General features: G+C 71.3%; 20 protein-coding genes. 12 read left to right on the forward strand and 8 right to left on the reverse strand.

Going from position 1 to position 19,601, the window contains the following annotated elements; genetic code table 11:
- Positions 1 to 103: 103 nt before the first annotated feature.
- Together ABT296_RS17980 and ABT296_RS17985 are read left to right on the forward strand one after the other, a co-directional pair.
- On the forward strand, positions 104 to 1,270 hold the full coding sequence (locus tag ABT296_RS17980; protein ID WP_351928301.1) for a tryptophan dimethylallyltransferase family protein: 1,167 nt from the start codon (positions 104 to 106) through the stop codon (positions 1,268 to 1,270).
- Positions 1,271 to 1,342: 72 nt separating this feature from the next.
- Positions 1,343 to 2,710 (forward strand): tryptophanase, encoded by a 1,368-nt coding sequence (locus ABT296_RS17985; RefSeq protein WP_351928302.1) that lies wholly within the window; start codon positions 1,343 to 1,345, stop codon positions 2,708 to 2,710.
- Between the two features lie 24 nt (positions 2,711 to 2,734).
- Here ABT296_RS17985 and ABT296_RS17990 read toward each other — a convergent pair whose 3' ends face one another.
- The gene (locus tag ABT296_RS17990; protein ID WP_351928304.1) at positions 2,735 to 3,124 is read right to left on the reverse strand and encodes a luciferase domain-containing protein; all 390 of its coding nucleotides are present in this window, start codon (positions 3,122 to 3,124) and stop codon (positions 2,735 to 2,737) included.
- Positions 3,125 to 3,239: 115 nt separating this feature from the next.
- Between ABT296_RS17990 and ABT296_RS17995 the strand changes: the two genes are divergently transcribed.
- The gene (locus ABT296_RS17995) at positions 3,240 to 4,472 is read left to right on the forward strand and encodes a DUF4241 domain-containing protein (RefSeq protein ID WP_351928306.1); all 1,233 of its coding nucleotides are present in this window, start codon (positions 3,240 to 3,242) and stop codon (positions 4,470 to 4,472) included.
- 5 nt (positions 4,473 to 4,477) lie between these two features.
- Here ABT296_RS17995 and ABT296_RS18000 read toward each other — a convergent pair whose 3' ends face one another.
- The 5 genes from ABT296_RS18000 to ABT296_RS18020 all read right to left on the reverse strand — a co-directional run bounded on the left by ABT296_RS18000 (position 4,478) and on the right by ABT296_RS18020 (position 7,660).
- The gene (locus ABT296_RS18000; protein ID WP_351928308.1) at positions 4,478 to 5,107 is read right to left on the reverse strand and encodes a class I SAM-dependent methyltransferase; all 630 of its coding nucleotides are present in this window, start codon (positions 5,105 to 5,107) and stop codon (positions 4,478 to 4,480) included.
- A 36-nt stretch (positions 5,108 to 5,143) separates the two neighbouring features.
- Positions 5,144 to 5,605: a hypothetical protein gene (locus ABT296_RS18005; protein ID WP_351928310.1), complete on the reverse strand. Its 462-nt coding sequence runs from the start codon at positions 5,603 to 5,605 to the stop codon at positions 5,144 to 5,146.
- Positions 5,606 to 5,630: 25 nt separating this feature from the next.
- Positions 5,631 to 6,044, reverse strand: coding sequence for a hypothetical protein (locus ABT296_RS18010; protein ID WP_351928312.1), 414 nt, complete (start codon positions 6,042 to 6,044; stop codon positions 5,631 to 5,633).
- A gap of 100 nt (positions 6,045 to 6,144) precedes the next feature.
- The gene (locus ABT296_RS18015; protein ID WP_351928314.1) at positions 6,145 to 6,768 is read right to left on the reverse strand and encodes a histidine phosphatase family protein; all 624 of its coding nucleotides are present in this window, start codon (positions 6,766 to 6,768) and stop codon (positions 6,145 to 6,147) included.
- A gap of 595 nt (positions 6,769 to 7,363) precedes the next feature.
- The gene (locus tag ABT296_RS18020) at positions 7,364 to 7,660 is read right to left on the reverse strand and encodes a hypothetical protein (RefSeq protein ID WP_351928316.1); all 297 of its coding nucleotides are present in this window, start codon (positions 7,658 to 7,660) and stop codon (positions 7,364 to 7,366) included.
- Positions 7,661 to 7,807: 147 nt separating this feature from the next.
- Between ABT296_RS18020 and ABT296_RS18025 the strand changes: the two genes are divergently transcribed.
- From ABT296_RS18025 to ABT296_RS18035, 3 genes are read left to right on the forward strand one after another with little or no spacing between them, the layout of a single operon-like run.
- Positions 7,808 to 8,713 (forward strand): helix-turn-helix domain-containing protein, encoded by a 906-nt coding sequence (locus tag ABT296_RS18025; RefSeq protein WP_351928318.1) that lies wholly within the window; start codon positions 7,808 to 7,810, stop codon positions 8,711 to 8,713.
- Positions 8,655 to 9,467 carry a DUF4440 domain-containing protein gene (locus tag ABT296_RS18030; protein ID WP_351928320.1) on the forward strand — a complete coding sequence of 271 codons (813 nt, stop codon included), beginning with the start codon at positions 8,655 to 8,657 and terminating at the stop codon, positions 9,465 to 9,467. Before ABT296_RS18025 ends, ABT296_RS18030 begins: the two co-directional genes overlap by 59 nt.
- A gap of 26 nt (positions 9,468 to 9,493) precedes the next feature.
- Positions 9,494 to 10,321 carry a S1 RNA-binding domain-containing protein gene (locus tag ABT296_RS18035; RefSeq protein WP_351928322.1) on the forward strand — a complete coding sequence of 276 codons (828 nt, stop codon included), beginning with the start codon at positions 9,494 to 9,496 and terminating at the stop codon, positions 10,319 to 10,321.
- Between the two features lie 176 nt (positions 10,322 to 10,497).
- Here ABT296_RS18035 and ABT296_RS18040 read toward each other — a convergent pair whose 3' ends face one another.
- Both ABT296_RS18040 and ABT296_RS18045 read right to left on the reverse strand, forming a co-directional pair.
- Positions 10,498 to 10,992 (reverse strand): hypothetical protein, encoded by a 495-nt coding sequence (locus ABT296_RS18040; RefSeq protein ID WP_351928324.1) that lies wholly within the window; start codon positions 10,990 to 10,992, stop codon positions 10,498 to 10,500.
- Positions 10,993 to 11,073: 81 nt separating this feature from the next.
- Positions 11,074 to 11,988 (reverse strand): LysR family transcriptional regulator, encoded by a 915-nt coding sequence (locus ABT296_RS18045; RefSeq protein ID WP_351928326.1) that lies wholly within the window; start codon positions 11,986 to 11,988, stop codon positions 11,074 to 11,076.
- Between the two features lie 227 nt (positions 11,989 to 12,215).
- Here ABT296_RS18045 and ABT296_RS18050 point away from each other — a divergent pair, with 227 nt between their 5' ends.
- The 6 genes from ABT296_RS18050 (at position 12,216) to ABT296_RS18075 (ending at position 19,597) form a co-directional block, all read left to right on the forward strand.
- Entirely contained in the window at positions 12,216 to 12,782 is a 567-nt protein-coding gene (locus ABT296_RS18050; protein WP_351928328.1) for a dihydrofolate reductase family protein, read from the forward strand.
- A gap of 306 nt (positions 12,783 to 13,088) precedes the next feature.
- On the forward strand, positions 13,089 to 13,661 hold the full coding sequence (locus tag ABT296_RS18055; protein ID WP_351928330.1) for a dihydrofolate reductase family protein: 573 nt from the start codon (positions 13,089 to 13,091) through the stop codon (positions 13,659 to 13,661).
- Positions 13,662 to 14,035: 374 nt separating this feature from the next.
- A complete protein-coding gene (locus tag ABT296_RS18060; protein WP_351928332.1) occupies positions 14,036 to 15,151 on the forward strand; it encodes a MerR family transcriptional regulator in 1,116 nt (371 codons plus the stop codon).
- 126 nt (positions 15,152 to 15,277) lie between these two features.
- Positions 15,278 to 15,433, forward strand: a complete 156-nt coding sequence (locus ABT296_RS18065) for a DUF6131 family protein (RefSeq protein WP_351928334.1) — start codon at positions 15,278 to 15,280, stop codon at positions 15,431 to 15,433.
- Between the two features lie 175 nt (positions 15,434 to 15,608).
- The gene (locus ABT296_RS18070) at positions 15,609 to 16,298 is read left to right on the forward strand and encodes a GAF and ANTAR domain-containing protein (protein ID WP_351928336.1); all 690 of its coding nucleotides are present in this window, start codon (positions 15,609 to 15,611) and stop codon (positions 16,296 to 16,298) included.
- A gap of 452 nt (positions 16,299 to 16,750) precedes the next feature.
- Positions 16,751 to 19,597 (forward strand): PQQ-dependent sugar dehydrogenase, encoded by a 2,847-nt coding sequence (locus tag ABT296_RS18075; RefSeq protein ID WP_351928338.1) that lies wholly within the window; start codon positions 16,751 to 16,753, stop codon positions 19,595 to 19,597.
- Positions 19,598 to 19,601 lie beyond the last annotated feature (4 nt).

Raw genomic sequence — 19,601 nt, forward strand, 5'->3', positions numbered from 1 at the left:
CTCCGCGACTCCGAGTAATCATCGTGTGACCGCGGGGTGACCGGGCCGTCGGAGGCGGTTGGGACCGTGGCACCTGTCCCGACCACGCCTCCCGGAGCAGGCCATGACCTCGACCCGTACCTCGCAGCCCGCCGCCTCGTGCGACGCGGCGACCGCACCACCCCGTCCGACAGCGACTCTGGGTGAGCATCTGAGCCGCCAACTCCTCGCGCTGTGCGACGCCATGGGCGTCGGCGCGCCCGACGGCGGGGCCACGGGCCCGCGCGTCGGCCCGCTGTTCCACCTGCTGGGCGGCGCCGCGCGGCGCCCGCTCGCCGCGGGCCCGGCGTCGCCGTCCTTCGTCTCGGACGACCACTCCCCGGCCGAGCTGTCCGTGTCGTTCCCCTCCGACGGGTCCCCGACCGTGCGGATCGTCGCGGAACCGGGCTGCGCGACCACGTCCTTCGAGGAGAGCGGGCGGGTGGGCCAAAGTGCGCTCGCGGATCTGGCCGCACGCTGGAACTTCTCGACCGAGCCCGTGGACCGGGTGGCGGACCTCTTCCTCCCGGCCGCCGCCCAGGGTCCGTTCGCCCTGTGGTGCGCGCTGGACCTGCGCGGGGACCGCGCCCCCGGCGTCAAGGTGTACCTCAACCCGCGCTGTCAGGGGAGCGGCCTCTCCCCGCGGCTCACCGAGGAGGCGCTGACCCGCTTCGGATTCGGCCGGGCGTGGCCCGCGCTGCTGGAGCACGCCGCGCCCCGCGGACCGGGCGGCGACGAGTTCTCGTTCTTCGCTGTCGACCTGGGCCGCTGGCGGACACCGCGGGTCAAGGTGTACGTCACCCACCACGGCTTCTCCGCCGCCGGCGCCGAGTCGGTCGCCCGTCTGCTGCCCGGCGAACACGCCGCATCCGTCGGCGAGTTCTGCCGTACGGCCGGGGACACCGAACGCTTCGACCGCCGCCCGCTGGTCTCCTGCCTGTCCTTCACCCCGGGGGACGACGAGCACCCCACCGGCTACACCCTGCACGTCCCGGTCCGCGACTACGCCCCCGACGACCGGGTCGCCCGGGACCGCGCGGCGGTCCTCCTGCGGCGTCACGGCATCCCCACCGACGGCCTCGACCGGGCGCTCGCCGCCGTGACGCCCCGCGACCCGGCGCACGGGGTGGGCCTGATCTCGTACCTCTCCCTGGTCCGGAGCACCCGGCAGCCGCCCCGGGTGACGGTCTACCTCTCCCCCGAGGCGTACGAGGTCCGGCCCCCGCTGCCCGGCCTGCCGGAACGGCCGTAGGGCCTGTCTCCCGTCCGCGGCACAACGTCTCGCACGCACCCACCCGAACCCCCGAACAGGAGCACAGCCCTCGTGGAGCCGTACCGGATCAAGGCCGTGGAGCCCCTCCCCCTCACCACCCGAGCACAGCGCGAGACGGCACTGCGGCGCGTGCACTACAACCTCTTCGACCTCCACGCCGACGAGGTCACCATCGATCTGCTCACCGACTCGGGGACCGGCGCCCTCTCGGCGGCGCAGTGGGCCGCGGGCATGGCCGGCGACGAGTCCTACGCCGGTTCGCGCTCCTACCACCGCTTCCACGAGGTGGTGCGGGAGCTGACGTCCTACCCGCACGTCCTGCCGGTCCACCAGGGCCGGGCGGCGGAGCGCATCCTCTTCTCCGCGCTGCTGAAGCCCGGGCGGATCACCCTGAGCAACACCCACTTCGACACCACCCGCGCCAACGTGGAACTGTGCGGCGGGCTGGCCGTCGACCTGCCCTGCCCGCAGGCCCGGGACCTCGACAGCGACGATCCGTTCAAGGGCGACATCGACCTCGACCGGCTCAAGGAGACCCTCAGCGGCCCGGACGCCTCCCGCGTCGCCGTGGTCGTCATGACGCTGACCAACAACGGGCAGGGCGGGCAGCCCGTCTCGATGGACAACCTCGCGCGCGCCGCCGAGCTGTGCCGGGAGCACGAGGTCCCCTTCTTCCTGGACGCCGCGCGCTTCGCGGAGAACGCCTGGCTGGTCACCCAGCACGAGCCCGCCTACCGGGACGTCAGCCCGCGCGAGGTCGCCGAGCAGGCGTTCCGCCTCGCCGACGGCTGCCTGATGAGCGCCAAGAAGGACGGCATCGTCCACATCGGCGGCTTCCTCGGCCTGCGCGACACCGCGCTCGCCGAACGCTGCCGGCTGCTGCTCGTCGCCACCGAGGGTTTCCCCACCTACGGCGGACTGGCCGGACGTGACCTCGACATGGTCGCCCAGGGCCTCACCGAGGTCACCGACCCTCACTATCTCCGCTCCCGGGCGGACGCGGCCCGGCATCTCGCCCGGCTGGCCCGCGAGGCGGGCATCAGCATCCTCGAACCGCCCGGCCTGCACGCGGTCTACCTCAACGCCGGCCGGCTCCTGCCCCATATCGCGCCGCACCGGTTCCCCGGCCACGCCCTCGCCTGCCAGCTCTATCTGGAGGGCGGCATCCGCTCCGTCGAGCTGGGCTCCCTCTACCTCGGCAAGGAGGACGCCGACGGCAACCCCGTCGCCACGGCCCCCTTCGAACTCCTGCGGCTGGCCCTGCCCCGCCGAACGTACACCTTCAGCCACCTCGACCACGTCGGCGAGGTGCTCGCGGCGACGGCCCGGGACAGGGACCGCATCCCGGGATACCGCCTGGTCGAACAGCCGCCGATCCTGCGGCACTTCCAGTCCAGACTCGAACCCGTGCGGCGGTGACCGTGCGACCGGCCCGTCAGGCGGTCACAGGCACACCCGGTGCGCGAGCACCGTCTCCCGGCGGTCGTTGCAGCGCACGGGCAACGCCGCCAGGCCCGCCGGCCACCTGCCGTGTGCCTGGAGCGCCGCGCTCGTCAACGTCATGAGCAGGCTGATGTCCACCTCGCACTCCATGCGCACGGTCACCCAGTGCGAGCCCGGAATCAGATGGATGGCGGTCGAGTCCCGCAGCTGACGCTCGAAGCGGTGGATCGCTCCCGCGGTCAGGTGCACGTCGGCACTGCGGTCGGAGTGGAAATGCGCGAGTTCGGCACGGGTCGAGCGCAACGCCCGGCCGGTGCCGCAGCTGGGCGGAGCCTCCATGAGGTCCGGCCAGCTCGCCAGTTGAGCCATGGCATGCCAGGCGGCAGTCATGGTCTCATCATGAGGCGCTCACCCCCTGGACACCAGGGTTTGGGAGAGACGTAACTGTGGCGTATCAAGGGGCTGACCGGCCGTGATCAAAAGGCCGGGGTAGCCTCGGCCCGTCGTGGCCGGATCAGAGGGGTGGAGCATGGGCGAGGACGGCGTGGCGGTTTCCTATGCCGAGGGCTGGGACGCCGACGCCCGCCGCCCGTTCGGGCCACTGACCCGGGCCCAGGCGGCCGAACGGGACGGCGCCGGGGACCCGTACGTGGTGCTGCACCGGCTTCCCGGGCGGGAGATCCCGTCGGAGGTCCATCTGATCGCCTGGCGCGACCACTTCGTCGGCCAGTGGGTCTACGACGAACTGGGGCGCCGCATCCACGACGTCGACCTCCGCCTACTGAACGACGACCGGCTGTTCCTACGCCAGTACGTAGAACGCCGGTACGCCTCACCGGAGCAGCCGGACCGGGCACCGGACGCCTGGCGGCGCACCGTGAACCTGCTGCCCGGCGAGAAGGCGCGCAGCATCCTGGAGGAGCGCGGCGACCTCGGCGGCTCGTTCCACACCCTGGCCGATGTACCGGAGGAGAAGCGCCGGCACTCCAGGTCGGGCTTCGGGGTCCTGGCGGACACCTCGCCGCGGCTGCCGGACCGCGGCCGGGAGGCCACCGTGGGAATCGGCGAAGCGCCCGCGTCCGCGTGGCGCCCGCCGACGCCCATGCGCCTGAGTGCGGCGGTCGACGACCTCTTCCAGCCGGGCAACCCCTTCCCCGTGGAACCGTGGGAGAAGACCGTGACCGCGCCACCGCGGCACATCGCCACGGTGCGCGTCCCGACCGGACGCCTGGCCGTCTCCGAGCCGCGCGACGGCGCCGCCCGTGAACTCGCCGAGCGCGTCCCTCCCGGCGCGTACCCGCTGCAGGCGGCCGTGGTCGTCGGCGAGGGCGAGTACTGCGGTGAGCGCTTCCCGGTCACCGAGGAGCCCGCCGTTCGACTGCTGATCCGCGACGAGCCCGCCGTCACCTGGGAGTTGGCCCTCGCCGAGGGCGAGGACCCGCGCCTCCTCCTGGACGGCCACGGCTACGGCTTCGGCACCGACACCGCCACGGGCGGCTTCGCGGACGCCGCCGCCTGGAGGGCCCTCGCGGAGAGGTTCCGGCGCTTCCACGACGAGGAGCAGGACGACGACGCCTGCGAGGAGATCGACGAGAGCCATGTCCGCGTGGCCGACCGTGAGTCCGGAAGCGACCTGGTGTCGTTCCCCACGGGAGGCGACGGAACCTGGCCGGTGTGGCTCGGCCGCTCCGCGACGGGCGCAACGGTGTCGGTGGTCGTCGTCACGACGTACCTGTAGCTGTCCTAGGGGCGGCGGGCCAGCAAGTGCGCGTCGAGGAAGCCCCGTTCGGTCGCCGGGTCGTGGAGCAGGCGGGCGAAGGGGACGAGGCCGGCCTCGGTGAGCAGCTCGGCCAGCCGGTCCGCGGGCCAGCTGTAGGCGGGTGTCACCTTGTGGTCGAAGCGGACCGGGTCCGGCCCGTCGGTGCCGAAGAACGAGACCAGCAGCAGACCACCGGGCGCCAGCACCCGCACCTGCTCCTTCAGCAGGGCGGGCAGTTCGGCCGGCGGGGTGTGGATCATCGAGTAGTGGGCCAGTACGCCGCCGAGGGCACCGTCCTCGACCGGCAGCCGCTCCATCCGCGCCTCGTCGAACCGCAGGGCCGGTCGGGCGCGCCGGGCGTGCTCCACCATGCCGGGCGAGAGGTCGATCCCGAAGGCGTCGAGGCCCAACTCGTTGAGCATGCCGGTCAGATGCCCGGGCCCGCATCCGACGTCGGCCACCCGTAGGTTCCCCGTCGCGCGCACCAGCTCGGCGAAGGTGCCGATCATCGCCCGCGCGAACGGCTGAGTCTCCAGCCGGTCGGCGAAGAGCGACGCGTAGAGCTCGACGACCCCGTCGTAGGCCGCCCTGGTCCCGTCCTGGTGTTCCGCCACGGAGCAGAAGCTAACACCCTTGCGTCGCAGGGCCGTTCAGGCGGACCCGTCACCCTTGGCGGCCTGCCGGGCGAGGAACTCCTCGAACGCCGCCTTCTGCTTCGGGTCCATGAAGCCCTGCCGGACGTTGCGCGCCGTCTCCTGCAACCAGTGCGCCTCGCCGGGCTCCAGCAGCTCGGCGACCACGACACCGTCACGGGCGACGGCCGTACGCCGCCCCACGCGACGCCGGAAGAGCGTGAACTCGCCGAACCCGGCCGGGTGCGCCAGTTCCGGCTCCTCCGCCTCCACGCCGCTCGCCGGGTACGCGGACGGGGCCCAGTGTTCCCAGAGCGCCAGCGTGGCCGCGGGCACCAGGACCCTGCGCTCCGCCTCCTCGCGTCCCTCCCACATGAAGGTGACGGTGACCGGCCCCGCGACCGTCTCGGCCAGCCGCAGCACCCGTTCCACCTCGTCGTTGTCCGGGTGGCCCACCACGACATCGATCTCGATACTCATGGCACCCGAGGCTACGGGCGGCCTCTCACTGCGCGTAGTGGTCGTCGTAGTAGTCGGCGTACCTCTCCACCGAGAAGTCCTCGAAGTCGCCGCTCCGCTCGCAGTGGAGCAGGCGGCTGAGCGCGGCCTCGGCCTCGGGCAGGGGGCGGGACGACAGGTACGCCTTGGTCGCGTCCAGTCCGCCGCCGCACAGCAACTGGATGTCGATCGAGCAGTCGGCGTCGAAACTGGCGGTCTTGGCCTGCCAGATGAGCAGTACGTCGTCCTGGCCGCCGGCGTTGAACAGCTGGACGCAGCACAGCTTCATCAGCAGGGTGTCGCCGTCGCCCTGAGCGCGCCGCTCCAGCCGGATCTGCTCCGTGAGCTTGCTCCGGACCTCGTCGAGGGCCGCACCGACTGGCCGCAGGCCGTACTCACGAACCCACTGGTCTTCATCCATCGCTCATGCCCTCGCCGAGAAGTCGTGCGGTCGACGAGCCAACCTCTCGCCGCCCGCAGCATACGGAGGACGCCCACCCGTCCTTGTCGCCGGGCTCGTCTCAGACGTGGAGTTCCGGCGGGAAGCCGGTCCAGCGCAGTTCGGCGGGGAGGTGGCGGGCGTCGTTGAAGAGGAGGAGCGCCGGGGGACGGTCGGGGGTGTAGCGGATGACGGTCAGGGCCGCGTTCGCGTGGTTGATGCCCAGCCACCGCCACTTCGGCGCGTCGAGGGCCGCTCGGACCAGCCAGCCGGCCAGGAAGTTGTGGGTGACGACGAGTTCGTGGCGCGGCTCGTCCCCGTCGACCGGACCGGTGAACTCGGCGAGCGCCGACGCGGCGAGTCCAGGGCCCTGTGCCCGCTCCTCGGCCGTGAACCCGTCCAGGAACCCGAGCCAGTCGTCCGCGGCCTGCGGAGGCAGCTCGTCCCGGGCCGGCAGGTAGGGAAGGTAGTCCCCGGCCGCTTCGGAGCGGCGCAGGGGGACGTCGTCGAGCTGGTCACCGATCAGACGGGCGGTCTGTTCGGCCCGGCCGAGCGGACCGTGGTGAACAGCCGTGAGGGGCACACCTCGCAGGCGCCGCCCGAGCAGTGTGGCCTGCTCACGTCCGGCGCCGGTCAGTTCGCTCTCGTCCGGCGAGGCCTGTCCATGGCGGGCGAGGTAGAGATAGCGGGCGGCCGTACGACTCACGGGCACGTCCTCCAACGAAATCGATCTTTCGGACTCGTGGATTGACGCCGGGCCGCGCGCGCCGGTTCCCCTCCAAGGACGACATGTCGATACGCCCCACGCACCACTCGCGTTGCGATGGGCCTCGGGCGCGGAGCTGTGCGACTCCGTCGGCCTTCCGCTGGTGCCGATCGGCTCGCGGGGCGGACGATGGCGCCGGCGAAGGGGCTGCCCACGCGGGCGGGCGCGCTGCCCCCGACGACGTGGGGCGCGGTCCGCACCGCGGCCGACGGCTGTGACCTGATGGTGGCGACCGGCCTGCTGTCCGCGGCGGCGGGCGCGAGGACGGCTGCCGAACAGCTGGGCGTCCCCTGCGTGTTCGTCTCGTACTTCCCCGCCTGTCTGCCCTCGCCGCACCACCCGCCCCTCGAACGACCGGGCCGGCCCCTTCCCGCCCGGCTTGAGCGACAACCAGAGGTTGTGGGACCTGACGCCGAGACCGTGACCCGCACGATGCGCAGCGAAGGCGCGACCGTGGCCGCCGGACCGCTGGTCCGGACGGCCGGGGCGCCCGTCGCGGGAGTCACCGAGGACGGGCACCGCGTCGGACGGCCTGTCAGGGGGCCGCGGTCTCCAGGTCCTTGAGCGAGTCGTCGAGGCTGGCTTCGAGGTCCCCGAGGGAGTCCTCGACCTCCTCACCGACGACCTCCCGCGCGATGTCCTCGACCTCCTTGTCGCTGAGGCCGTCGCACGCGCCGGGACGGCTGCCTTCCTTGCCGCTCTCCATGGCCTCGCCCACCTGCTCGGCGAGCGCGGCCTTACAGGCGGCGGGGTCGGCGCTGGCGTCACTGCTGCACGCGGTGAGCGCCGCGCATGCGAGCAGTACGGCAATAGCGGCGGTACGGGTCTTCATGATTCCCCCTGAGGTTCGGACTACTGAAAGGGATCATGATGCGGCGGAGCACCCCACGGGGTCACTGCGGGTTCCCTGTGTCCGTGTTGTGACATGGCGATGCGAACGACCCGACGCCCGATGCAGCTAGACTTGTACACTTTTGGCATGGTGGAGCGGTGTGAGGAATGGGTGACGGGCGTGCCGGGGCCGTCGCTGCGGCCGTTCGTCGAGAGTTACTGCGGCTACCGGCTCACCGGGTTTCCGCCGGCCTTGCATCGCGGGCTGCCGTCGCGGCACATGACGTTCATCGTGAGCATCGGCGATGACATCGACGTGGTCGCCCAGACCGATCCGGGGCAGCCTCCGCAGCACTACGGGTGTGTGCTGAGCGGGCTCCAGGCTTCCACGGCGCTGATCTCCCACGGCAGCGACCAGGAGGGCGTGGCGGTGGAGCTCACGCCGCTCGGGAGCCGGGCGCTGTTCGGGATGCCCGCGGGTGAACTGTGGAACCTGTCCGTGGAGCTCGGGGACGTGGTCGGGCCCGTCGGCCATGAGCTGTGGGAGCGCCTCCAGCCGACCGCCGGATGGGCGCACCGGTTCGCCGTCTGCGACGCCGTGCTCGGCGCTCTGGCCGGGGACCGGGAGCCGGCACCCGAGCTGCGGTTCGCGTGGGAGGCGGTGGTGGCGTCCAGCGGCGAGGTGTCCGTCGGTGACCTGGCCGAGGAGAGCGGGTGGAGCCGCCAGCACCTCACCCGGCGCTTCCGCGGCGAGTTCGGGCTCTCGCCCAAGCTCGCGGCCCGCGTGGTGCGGTTCGAACGGGCTCAGCGGATGCTGCGGCACGCGCCGCCCTTCGTGTCCGTCGCCCAGGTGGCGGCGGCCTGCGGCTACTACGACCAGTCCCATCTGACCAGGGACTTCGTTGCGCTGGCCGGCTGCACACCGACCATGCTGCTCGCGGGGGATGTTCCATCCGTCCAAGACGGTTCGCGTGTCGGCGCGGGATCGTCGAACCATGGACACCACCACCGAGACAACGACAACCGCCCTGTGGCCGTGCCTCACCTACCGTGACGCCCGTGGCGCGATCCGTTTCCTGTCGGAGGCGTTCGGCTTCCGGGAGAGCGCCGTGTACGCACGCCAGGACGACCCGTCGGTCGTCGAGCACGCGGAGCTGCGCTGGCCGCTGGGAGGCGGCGTGATGCTGGGTACGTCGGCGAAGGACGAGTCCGCGTGGGGGCTGCGCACCCCGGGCAACGACGCGGTGTACGTCGTGTGCGACGACCCCGACGCGCTGTTCGAGCGGGCCGTCGCCGCCGGCGCCGAGACCGTGCGCGGCCTGGTCGACGAGGACTACGGATCGCGCGGCTTCACCGTCCGCGACATCGAGGGCAACCTCTGGAGCTTCGGCACCTACCGGGGTGAGGGCGCGGCGCCGAGGGCGGACCGAGAGACCTTCGCCGCGCTGATCGACGAGTGGGCCGCCGCGCTCGTCGCGAACGACGCCGAGGCGATCGCCCGCTTCACCACCGCGGACTGGACGTTCGTCGGCGGCAACGGCGTCACGCCGGGCGCGACCTTCCTCAAGCTGGTCGCCTCGGGCGACCTCACCCACGACACCATGAACCTCGACGTGGAGCGCGTGGTGTCGCTGTCCGACACGACGGTGCTGGTGACGACCCACGGCACCAACAGCGGCGCCTACCGGGGCGAGCGGTTCACCGCGGACGAATGGGCCACGGACGTCTTCGTCTGGGACGGCGAACGGTGGCGCTGCGCGCTGACGCAGCTGACGCCGGTCGAGGCGCCGCGGTCCACTGACGGCTGAAGGAGCTCCGTGGGAGACTCGTCGGCGTGGCGGCCGAGTCGGATGATCAGAAGGTTCGGGAGTTCCTGTCGGGCATCCGCATCGGCGACGTGTGCGGCGGGACCGTGGCAGAGGTCCCGGATCGCGGCGGGGTGACGATCACCCTCGACGGGTTCCCCGCCCGCCCCCTGGGCACCGTCCGGCCGTCGGACGTCTCCTGGAGTGGCACGCGGTCCGCGGCCGTGGGGGTCGGTGAGCGGGTCACCGGCGAGGTGATCGCCGTCGATCCGGACGCGGGCCTGGTCCGGCTCGCGATGACCGCGACCGAGCATCCGGAACTGTGGGCGTTCCTGAAGGCGCGCCGCCCGGGCGAGGTCCTGTCCGGCACGGTCGCGGCCATCGAGCGATTCGGTGTCTTCGTGGCGCTGGACGAGGGCCCCGGGCATCCCGTCCTCCCCGGGGTCGGGTTCATCACCGTTCCCGAACTGTCCTGGCGGCGCCTCGACTCGGCGACGGACGTCGTCGAGGTGGGTCAGCGTGTGTCGTGCGAGTTCCTCCAGTTCGACGATGGGCACGGTGAGGCCGGGCTGTCCCTGCGGGCGCTCCGGCCGGACCCCTTCCGGGCCTTCGCCGAGAGCCACTCGGTGGGGCAGCGGCTACCGGGGCGGGTCACCCGGCTGACCCCGATCGGTGTCTTCGTCAGGGTCGCCGATGGCATCGAGGGCCTGGTCCGGCCCGAGGACCTCGATGCCACGCCCTCGGCGCCCGCGCGCAGTGCCGTCGGCGACGACATGGCCGTCGTCATCACGAACATCGACCACGACCGCCGCACGCTGACCCTGACACAACCACGGGTTGTGACCGGCTCCGAATAGCGCGCCCACCGCACCCGCGATCACGAACCCGGGCGACCCGAACCCCTCCGAACCGTCTCCACGGCCGACCCGGATCGACCCCCCGCACCAGCCGCCCGACGGTCCGCATCGCGGCCTCTCGATCGATCACGGGGGCAACCTTCCCTGTCGGGTCTGCGCGGCAAGCGATATCGCCCTCAGTCCGTCCGGCCGATGCGCAGTGCGCGGGCCCGTTCTCCGCCGTTGCCCGGGCGGATGCGCTCGGCGAGGCAGTGGCGGTGGGAGACGACCGTGCTGCTGCCCGGGCCGTCGTGGCTTCGGGACTCCAGGAACAGGGCGTCGCCGCCCGGGCTGAGGGTGATCGGGTCGCCGCAGAAGTCGCAGGTCCTGACCAGGGCCTGGAGGTCGGCGGGGCGGATGCTCAGCCGGACCGACACCGGCGGGTTCAGGCGGCTGATGCGCTCGATCACCGCGTCGATCCACTCGCCGACGGGCGGAAAGAGCGCGAGGAGTTCGTCGTAGCTGCTCGTGGTCCGGGAGAAGTGCTCGAACATGTCGACGGAGGCCACCAGTCCCGCGTTCTCATGGCCCTCGATCTCCACGGCCACGCCCCACGGATGGTGGCTGACGACCCTGGCCCGCACCCTCTGGCCAGGCAGAAGAGCCAGGCTCTCCGTCTCGAACCGTTCCATGCACCGCTTCCCTTCCTCCGGCCCCGCGGGCCGTTCCGGCCGTTGCCCTCGTCGGCTTCGATGGTGCCCGATCCGGGGCGCTCACGTTCCCTGGTTCCGGGCGAGTTCGTCGACGACGTCCAGGAAGGGCGGGAGCAGCGGGTTGCGGCCCGCCGCGGGCCACATCAGTCCGTAGTCGATGGGCGAGGCGTCCCGGAACGGCACGAAGGTCAGACCCGGCCGGGCGTGGAAGTGTTCGGCGCGGGCGGCGACGGTGCTGACGCCCGTGCCGGCGGCGACATGCACGAGGACCTCCGGCCAGTAGTTGGTCGCCGGCCCCTGCGGGATCGGGCGGCCGGAGGGAGTGCGGCGGGGGAAGTAGCGGTCCATCCAGTAGCGGGGGATGCGCGCGTCGGCGAGGGTGATCAGGACCGCGTCGGCGAGGTCCTCCAGCGAGACGGACTCCTTGCGGGCGAGGGGGTGGTCCGCCGGGACCATGAGGGAGCGGGGTTCCGAGAACACCCGGCGTCCGGTGGTGATGTCCGGCTCGGCGATGGGGAATTCGGTCAGCTGTACGTCGATGCGGCCCTCCCGCATACCGCCGAGGGGGTCGCAGAGCTGGACCTCGCCGATCTCGAACCCGACGTCGCTCTCCGGGTGCCGTACGCGGAACAGTTCGGCGGCACGCACCATGAGGTTCCCGCACCACGGCGCGGACCAGCCGACGCGCAGGACGCCCTTGACGCGCACCCCGCGGCCGAAGGCGACGGCCTGGGCGAGGCCCACGCCGATCTGTTCGTAGGCGGGCAGCAGATCCTCGCGGAGCTGCTTGCCCACCTCGGTGAGCGTCACACTGCGGCTGTTGCGGACGAACAGCTCGGCGCCGACGCGGCGTTCCAGTCGCTTGATGGTCTGGCTGATCCGGCTGGTCGTGACATGGAGACGCGCCGCCGTCCTGCCGAAGTGGAGTTCCTCGGCCAGCGTGAGGAACGCCTCCAGCTCCAGTCGTTCCAGCATGCCTCTCCTCGTCGTGTAGCCACGCTCAACGCAGCGTGCTCCCTTCCGGCCTTGTCGGCCGGCTCCCCCGGCCCGATGCTGGGACGGCCGCGCCCGACCGGCGCGAAATCTTCCAACGCCTGCCGCGAGCAGGCAACTTGATTCACTCTTCACCGACCGGCCGCCCATCTGTCGGCCGGCCGAACCGGTCCCCGGGGATTCCCTCTCGGTCAAGGAGCCGAACCGCCATGCGCAGAATCATCAACTCGACGTACCTCTCCCTCGACGGGGACATCGAGAAGCTCGACCGGTGGTCCTTCGACTACTGGAGCGACGACCTGGAGCGGTACGCCCACAAGCTGCTCTTCGCCGCCGACGCCCTGCTGATGGGGCGGGAGACCTACGTGAACTTCGAGTCCGCGTGGTCGCGGCGCGCCGGTGCCGACGCCTTCTCCGACCGGATGAACGACATCGACAAGTACGTCGTCTCCTCGACGCTCAACGGCGGCGCCTGGGGCACCACCACGGTGCTGCCCCGGGACACGGCGGTGCAGGCGATCGCCGCGCTGAAGGACGGGCCGGGCGGCGACATCCTCATGTACGGCTTCGGGCCCGTGGCCAAGTCCCTGCTGTCGCACGGCCTGCTGGACGAGATCCACTTCTGGGTCCACCCGGTGATCGCGGGCGGCGGAACACTCGCCGCGGACGGCTTCCAGGACCGTCTGGAGCACGTCCGCACCGAGGTCCTCGACACGGGCGTCGTGGTGCTCGTCTACTCGCCGGCGAGCGGAAAGCCGACCGTCGCGGGGGCATGAGGGGGGCATGCGCCGCACCACTTCTCCCCCACGGTCGACCAAGCGAGACGGACCGTTCCGTCTCGTCGAAATACTATGCCGATATCCCACCCCCGGAGTCAACCGCGTTCCGGTGGCGCGAGACGTACGGGACAGGGTCGACTACCTGTGAGCGAACCGCGGGAAGAGGCACCGCCCGCACGGGCTCGAAACTTCCGCACCCCACACCGATGAGTTTCCGCACGACCCACTGTCTGACCTGTTGTTCGACCGGAGCACACGACGGCCGCACGACAAACGAACCGATACGACTCAGCGAGGACCGACATGCGCACTCTGATCAGCTCCGCCTTCGTCTCCCTGGACGGCGTCGTGGAGGCCCCGGGCGGCGAGCCCGGCTACCGGAACTCCGGATGGACCTTCAAGGACGTGGAGTTCCTGCCCGAGGCGTTCGAGATCAAGGGCCGGGAGCAGAAGGAGGCGTCGGCGATCCTGCTGGGCCGGACCAGCTACGAGGCGTTCAGCCCCGTGTGGCCGGACATGGAGGACTTCGCCGACTACAAGCTCATGCCGAAGTACGTCGTCTCCACCACGCTCACCGAGGACGACCTCGTCTCGAACTGGGGCGAGACCACGATCCTCCGCTCGCTCGACGAGGTCGCCGCGCTCAAGGAGACCGAGGGCGGCCCGATCATCATGCACGGCAGCGCCACCCTCAACCGCGGCCTCTCGGACGCCGGTCTCATCGACCGCTACCACCTGCTCGCCTTCCCGCTGCTGCTCGGCGCGGGCAAGCGACTGTTCAGTGAGACGGACAAGGACACCCAGAAGCTGCAGCTGATCGAGCACGAGGCGTACGCCAACGGGCTGCAGAAGCAGGTCTTCGACGTCGTCCGTTGATCACGCGGGGTGGAGCGGGGCGGAACCAACTCCCTTGTCCGGGGAGCGACTTCCGCCGCACGCCGGCCGGCCATGGTCGCGGCCGGGCGACTTCACCCCTGGAACAGGTCCGGGTACGGACAGGGCTCCGGCGGGGTCTTTGGCCGGTCCGCCCACTGCCACCAGACATGACCCAGAGGACAACCCCACACTCCGCGGCAGGCGTTCACGCCCTCGCGGTCGCAGAGAACCAGCCCGCCGAAGCTCATCGGCTCGCCGCACGCGGGACAGGAGGGCGGAAGGTCGGAGGGCATGCCCGGACCATACCCCGTCCCGACGATCAGGGGCGCCGGACTCTTGACCCTGACGTGACGTGATGCCGCATGGTCGAGGGCATGGAGGAGATCCTGACCGTGGGGCGCGTGGCCGGGCTGGCGGGTGTCAGCGTCCGAACGCTGCATCACTACGACGCCATCGGCCTCGTACGGCCGTCCGCGCGGACGGCGTCCGGATACCGCGCCTACTCGGCGGACGACGTGGAACGGCTGCGGGAGGTCCTCGCCCACCGGCGGCTGGGCTTCGGGCTGAGTGAGATCGCGGATCTCATCGACGACCCGGCCACCGACGCGGTCGAGCGGCTGCGCCGTCTGCGCGGCCTCCTGCTGGAGCAACGCGACCAGGCAGCCGCCATGGTGACGGCGATCGACCGGGAAGTGGAGGCACGCGCGATGGGGATCAGGACCACACCCACGGAGCAACTGCGATTGTTCGGCGCGAAGTTGTACGAGGCCATCGGGTCCGCGTATCCGGCGACGCGGCGCACCGAGCCGCGGATCGCGGCACGGGTCTGGGACGCGCTGGGGGACGCGCGGACGGTACTGAACGTCGGTGCCGGCACCGGCTCCTACGAGCCCGCGGACCGCGAGGTCACGGCGGTGGAGCCGTCCGCGGTCATGCGGGCGCAGCGTCCGAGGGGCGCGGCGCCGTGTGTGGCCGCCACCGCGGAGAACCTGCCGTTCGAGGACCAGTCCTTCGACGCGGCCATGGCCTTCAGCACCGTCCATCACTGGCACGACCCCGTCGCCGGGCTGCGCGAGATGCGGCGTGTGGCGCGCCGGGTGGTGGTGTTCACGCATGACGCCAGTGGAGCCGGCTGGCACCACCGGTTCTGGCTCACGCGCGACTATCTGCCCGAGGTGGCCGATCTGGTCGCGGGCCGTCCGCCGGTGGACGAGCTGGCGCGGGCGATCGGGGCCCGGCTGGAGCCGGTGCTCATCCCGTGGGACTGTGCCGACGGCTTCTTCGAGGCGCATTGGCGGCGGCCGGAGGCGTACTTGGACGAGCGGGTGCGCCGTGCGGTGTCCGTGTGGACGCGGGTGGGCGCGGAGGCCGAGGAGCGGGCCGTGAGCCGGCTCCGTGACGACCTCGCCACGGGCCGGTGGGCCGAGCGCAACCGGGACCTGGCCGGTCTCGACGCCGCGGAACTCGGACTGCGTCTGCTGGTCGCCTGATCCGCCCGGGGCCTGTCGTCGGATGCCGAAGGGGTACCGCCGGAGCCCCGGGATTTCCTCCCGCGTGTTTCAAGGGGCCCGTTTTGGTTCACAGCGGTAACTGCATCACTTCACACGGAGGCCGTCATGCTCCTCATAGGCATCATCCTGCTCATCATCGGCTTCATCACCGGCATCTCGATCCTGTGGACGATCGGCCTGATCCTGGCCGTCATCGGCGCCGTCCTGTGGGTCATGGGCTCCATGGGTCACGCGGTCGCCGGCCGACGGCACTACTGGTGACCGACCGCGCCCGCCCCGCGGCGTAACGCCCCGCCCGGATTGGGCGGACCCTCTCCAGGCGCAGCCCGCCACACGGGGACACGAGCCGGCGGCAGCGCCCGAACCCGTCCGATGCTGCGAAGCTTGCGCCAGACCCGGGAGCCCGGGTCTGGCGGAGCCGGAGGTGGCAGGGACTATGGACTGGGCGCTCTTCGCACAGCAGATGGCATCGATGGCGAGGGACCTGCTGTCGCAGGACTCCCTCTCCGGCACGCTGGAGCGGATCACGAGTTCCGCGGTCGAGCTGGTCGAGGGCTGCGAGGCGGCCGGCATCCTGGTCCTGCACGGCGACCGCATCCAGACGCTGGCGCCGACCGAGCAGCTCGTCGTGGCCAGCGACCTCCTGCAGGAGCGGCTGGGCGAGGGCCCCTGCTTCGACGTGGCCCAGGCCGAGACCGACGAGCGCGTGTTCCGTATCCGCGACTTCACCCAGGACCAGCCTCGCTGGCCGGCCTACGTGCCGCAGGCCCGCGAGCTGGGCGTGGGCAGCATGATGGGCTTTCTGCTCTACACCGAGGACGAGGACCTCGGCGCCCTGAACGTCTACTCCTCCCGGCCCGGCGCGTTCACCGAGACCAGTGAACTCGCCGGGTGGCTCCTCGCCTCCCATGCCGCGGTCGCCTTCTCCAGCGCCCGCTCGCACGCCCAGATGGAGCGGGCCCTGGACACCCGCCACACCATCGGTGAGGCCATGGGCATCCTGATGGGCAGCCGCGATCTGACCGAGGAACAGGCCTTTGACGTCCTGCGCCGGTACTCGCAGACCCACAACGTCAAGCTCCGCGAGGTCGCGCAGCGCGTACGCGAGCACGGCGGCCCGCTCTGACGGCCCTGCCCGGCCGTCCCGACGCGAGGGCCGAACCCGGGCACGAGCCGGACCCCGGACATGACCCGGGCCCTCAGACACGCTGATTCGGCCCCCTCGGCTCATGGGCCGAACCAAGGGAGCCTGGCCGGGTCAGCCCCCATGGGGTACGCCGCTGGAACCTGGCCTGATCTCCAAGTCCCCCACTCCGCGCGTTCGAAGCACGGTCGGCGCCGCCCATCTCGGCCGGTCGCCCCGGACCGCCCCCCTCACTTTGTCCTGATCACGGAAGAAGCGGAGAGTTCTGACGCGAAAGGGGTTACGCGCCAGGACCAAGGCCGCTAACTTCCTTGAAATGAACCGGTCATGCTGATGCGGGCCGGTTCGTTCGACGGCGCGACGGCGCGCGCCGGTTCTCCCCTAGGCAGGACAGGTCCTGTCCTGCTGTCATCCCCACACCTCGGGAGACGTCTGTGCGCACACGACTGCTCAGACCCGGCCTCATCCGCTCGCTGACACTGGCGCTGGTGTGCGCCGTCGGCTGTCTGACGCCGGGGGCTGCATCGGCCGCACCGCCGGGTCCGGCCGACGGCGCGAACGCGGAAGCCGTGGAGTTCCAGCAGATCACGCTCGCCAAGGGCGTGGCCGAGACGGGCGAGCCCATGACCCTCGCCGTCCTGCCGAACCGCTCCGTACTGCATACCTCCCGCGACGGCACCGTCCGGCTCACCGACGCCGACGGCAACACCGCCGTGGCGGGCAAGCTCGACGTGTACAGCCACGACGAGGAGGGCCTCCAGGGCATCGCGGTGGACCCGTCCTTCACCTCCAACCGCTTCGTCTACCTCTACTACGCACCCAAGCTCAGCACGCCGGCCGGCGACGCCCCCGGCGACGGGACCAGCGCCGACTTCACACCGTTCGACGGTGTCAACCGGCTCTCCCGGTTCGTCCTGCGGACCAACGGCACGCTGGACACCGCGAGCGAGACGAAGATCCTCGACGTACCGGCCTCACGCGGAACCTGCTGCCATGTCGGCGGTGACATCGACTTCGACGCGGCGGGCAACCTCTACCTCTCGACCGGCGACGACACCAACCCGTTCGCCTCGGACGGCTACACCCCGATCGACGAACGGGCCTCCCGCAACCCGGCCTTCGACGCCCAGCGCTCCGCGGGCAACACCAACGACCTGCGCGGCAAGGTGCTGCGCATCAAGGTGAACGCCGACGGGACGTACTCCGTCCCGAGCGGCAACCTCTTCGCGCCCGGCACCGCGAGGACGCGGCCGGAGATCTACGCGATGGGCTTCCGCAACCCCTTCCGGATGAGCGTGGACAGGGCCACGGGCATCGTCTACCTCGGTGACTACGGGCCCGACGCCGGAACCGCGCAGGCCACCCGGGGGCCGGAGGGCCAGGTCGAGTTCAACCGGATCACGCGGGCGGGCAACTACGGCTGGCCGTACTGCACCGGCGCCAACGACGCCTACACGGACTACGACTTCGGCGCCGGCACCTCGGGCGCCAAGTTCTCCTGCTCCGCACCGAGGAACACCTCACCGCGCAACACGGGCCTGACCGACCTGCCCCCGGCGCAACCGGCGTGGATCCCCTACAACGGCGGTTCCGTACCGGAGTTCGGCGGCGGCTCGGAGTCACCGATGGGCGGCCCCGTCTACCGCTACGACGCCGCTTCCACCTCCGCGGTCAAGTTCCCCCAGGAGTACGACGGGGACTACTTCGCCGGGGAGTTCGGCCGCCGCTGGATCAAGCGCGTCGAGGCCGCCGCCGACGGCACCGTGCAGTCCATCAACCCCGTTCCCTGGAGCGGCACCCAGGTGATGGACATGGCCTTCGGCCCGGACGGCGCGCTGTACGTCCTGGACTACGGCACCGGCTACTTCAACGGGGACGCGAACTCCGCCCTGTACCGCATCGAGCATGTGACCGACGGCCTCGCACCGGTCGCCCAGGCCGCGGCGAACGTCACCTCCGGAACCGCGCCCCTGGCGGTGGCCTTCTCCTCGGCCGGCAGCTCGGACCCGGACGGCGGGACGCTCTCGTACGCCTGGACGTTCGGCGACGGAACGAGTTCCACCGCCGCGAGTCCCTCGCACACCTACACGGCCAACGGCCAGTACACGGCCACGCTGAAGGTGACGGACCCAACCGGGAAGACGGCGACCGCGTCCGTGCGGCTCACCGTCGGCAACACCGCTCCGACGGTGCGGATCGACCTGCCCGACGACGGCCGCATCTACGACTTCGGGGCGGCGATCCCGTTCAGGGTGACGGTGACCGACCCGGAGGACGGCACCATCGACTGCTCCAAGGTGAAGGTGTCCTTCATCGTCGGACACGACAGCCACGGCCACCCGCAGACCTCGGCCACCGGCTGCACCGGCACCCTGCAGACCCTGGCCGACGGCGAACACGACCCGAACGCCAACATCTTCGGGGTCATCGACGCCGAGTACACCGACAAGGGCGCGAACGGCCAGCCCGCGCTCACCACGCACGACCAGCATGTCGCCCAGCCCTCTCACCGGCAGGCCGAGCACTACGGCGACTCCGCCGGCGTCCAGGTGGTCAGCCACGCTCCCGCGCACGGCGGCAGGACCGTCGGCCACATCGAGAACGGCGACTGGATCTCCTTCACGCCGTACGCCCTGGACAACACCACACGGTTCACCGCCCGGGTGTCCTCCGCGGGCGCGGGCGGCACCATCGAGGTGCGCACCGGTTCCCCGACCGGCACCCTGCTCGGCACGGCGACCGTGCCGGTGACCGGCGGCTGGGAGACCTTCCAGGACGTGACCGTGGGCCTCGCCAACCAGCCCGCCGGTTCCACCCGGCTGTACCTGGTGTTCAAGGGCGGCGCCGGTTCGCTGTTCGACGTCGACGAGTTCTCCTTCACCACCTCCGGCGGCACGACCGGTTCCGGTGCGGTGAAGGGCGTCAACGGCAAATGCCTGGACGTCGACAACGCCGGCACCGCCGACGGCACCAAGGTCCAGCTGTGGACCTGCAACAACAGCACGGCCCAGACCTGGACGCCGAACAGCGACGGCTCCGTCCGGGCGCTCGGCAAGTGCCTCGACATCTCCGGCGGCGGCACCGCCGACGGGACGAAGGTCCAGCTCTGGACCTGCAACAACACCGGCGCCCAGAAGTGGGCACCGCAGAGCGACGGCACCGTCCGCAACCCGCAGTCCGGCAAGTGCCTCGACGCGTCCGGCGGCACCTGGAACGACGGAACCGCCGTCCACCTGTGGACCTGCCACACCGGACCCAACCAGAAATGGACCCTTCCGTAGAGAG

It is taken from the genome of Streptomyces sp. NPDC000983, assembly GCF_040299205.1.
Classification (GTDB): domain Bacteria; phylum Actinomycetota; class Actinomycetes; order Streptomycetales; family Streptomycetaceae; genus Streptomyces.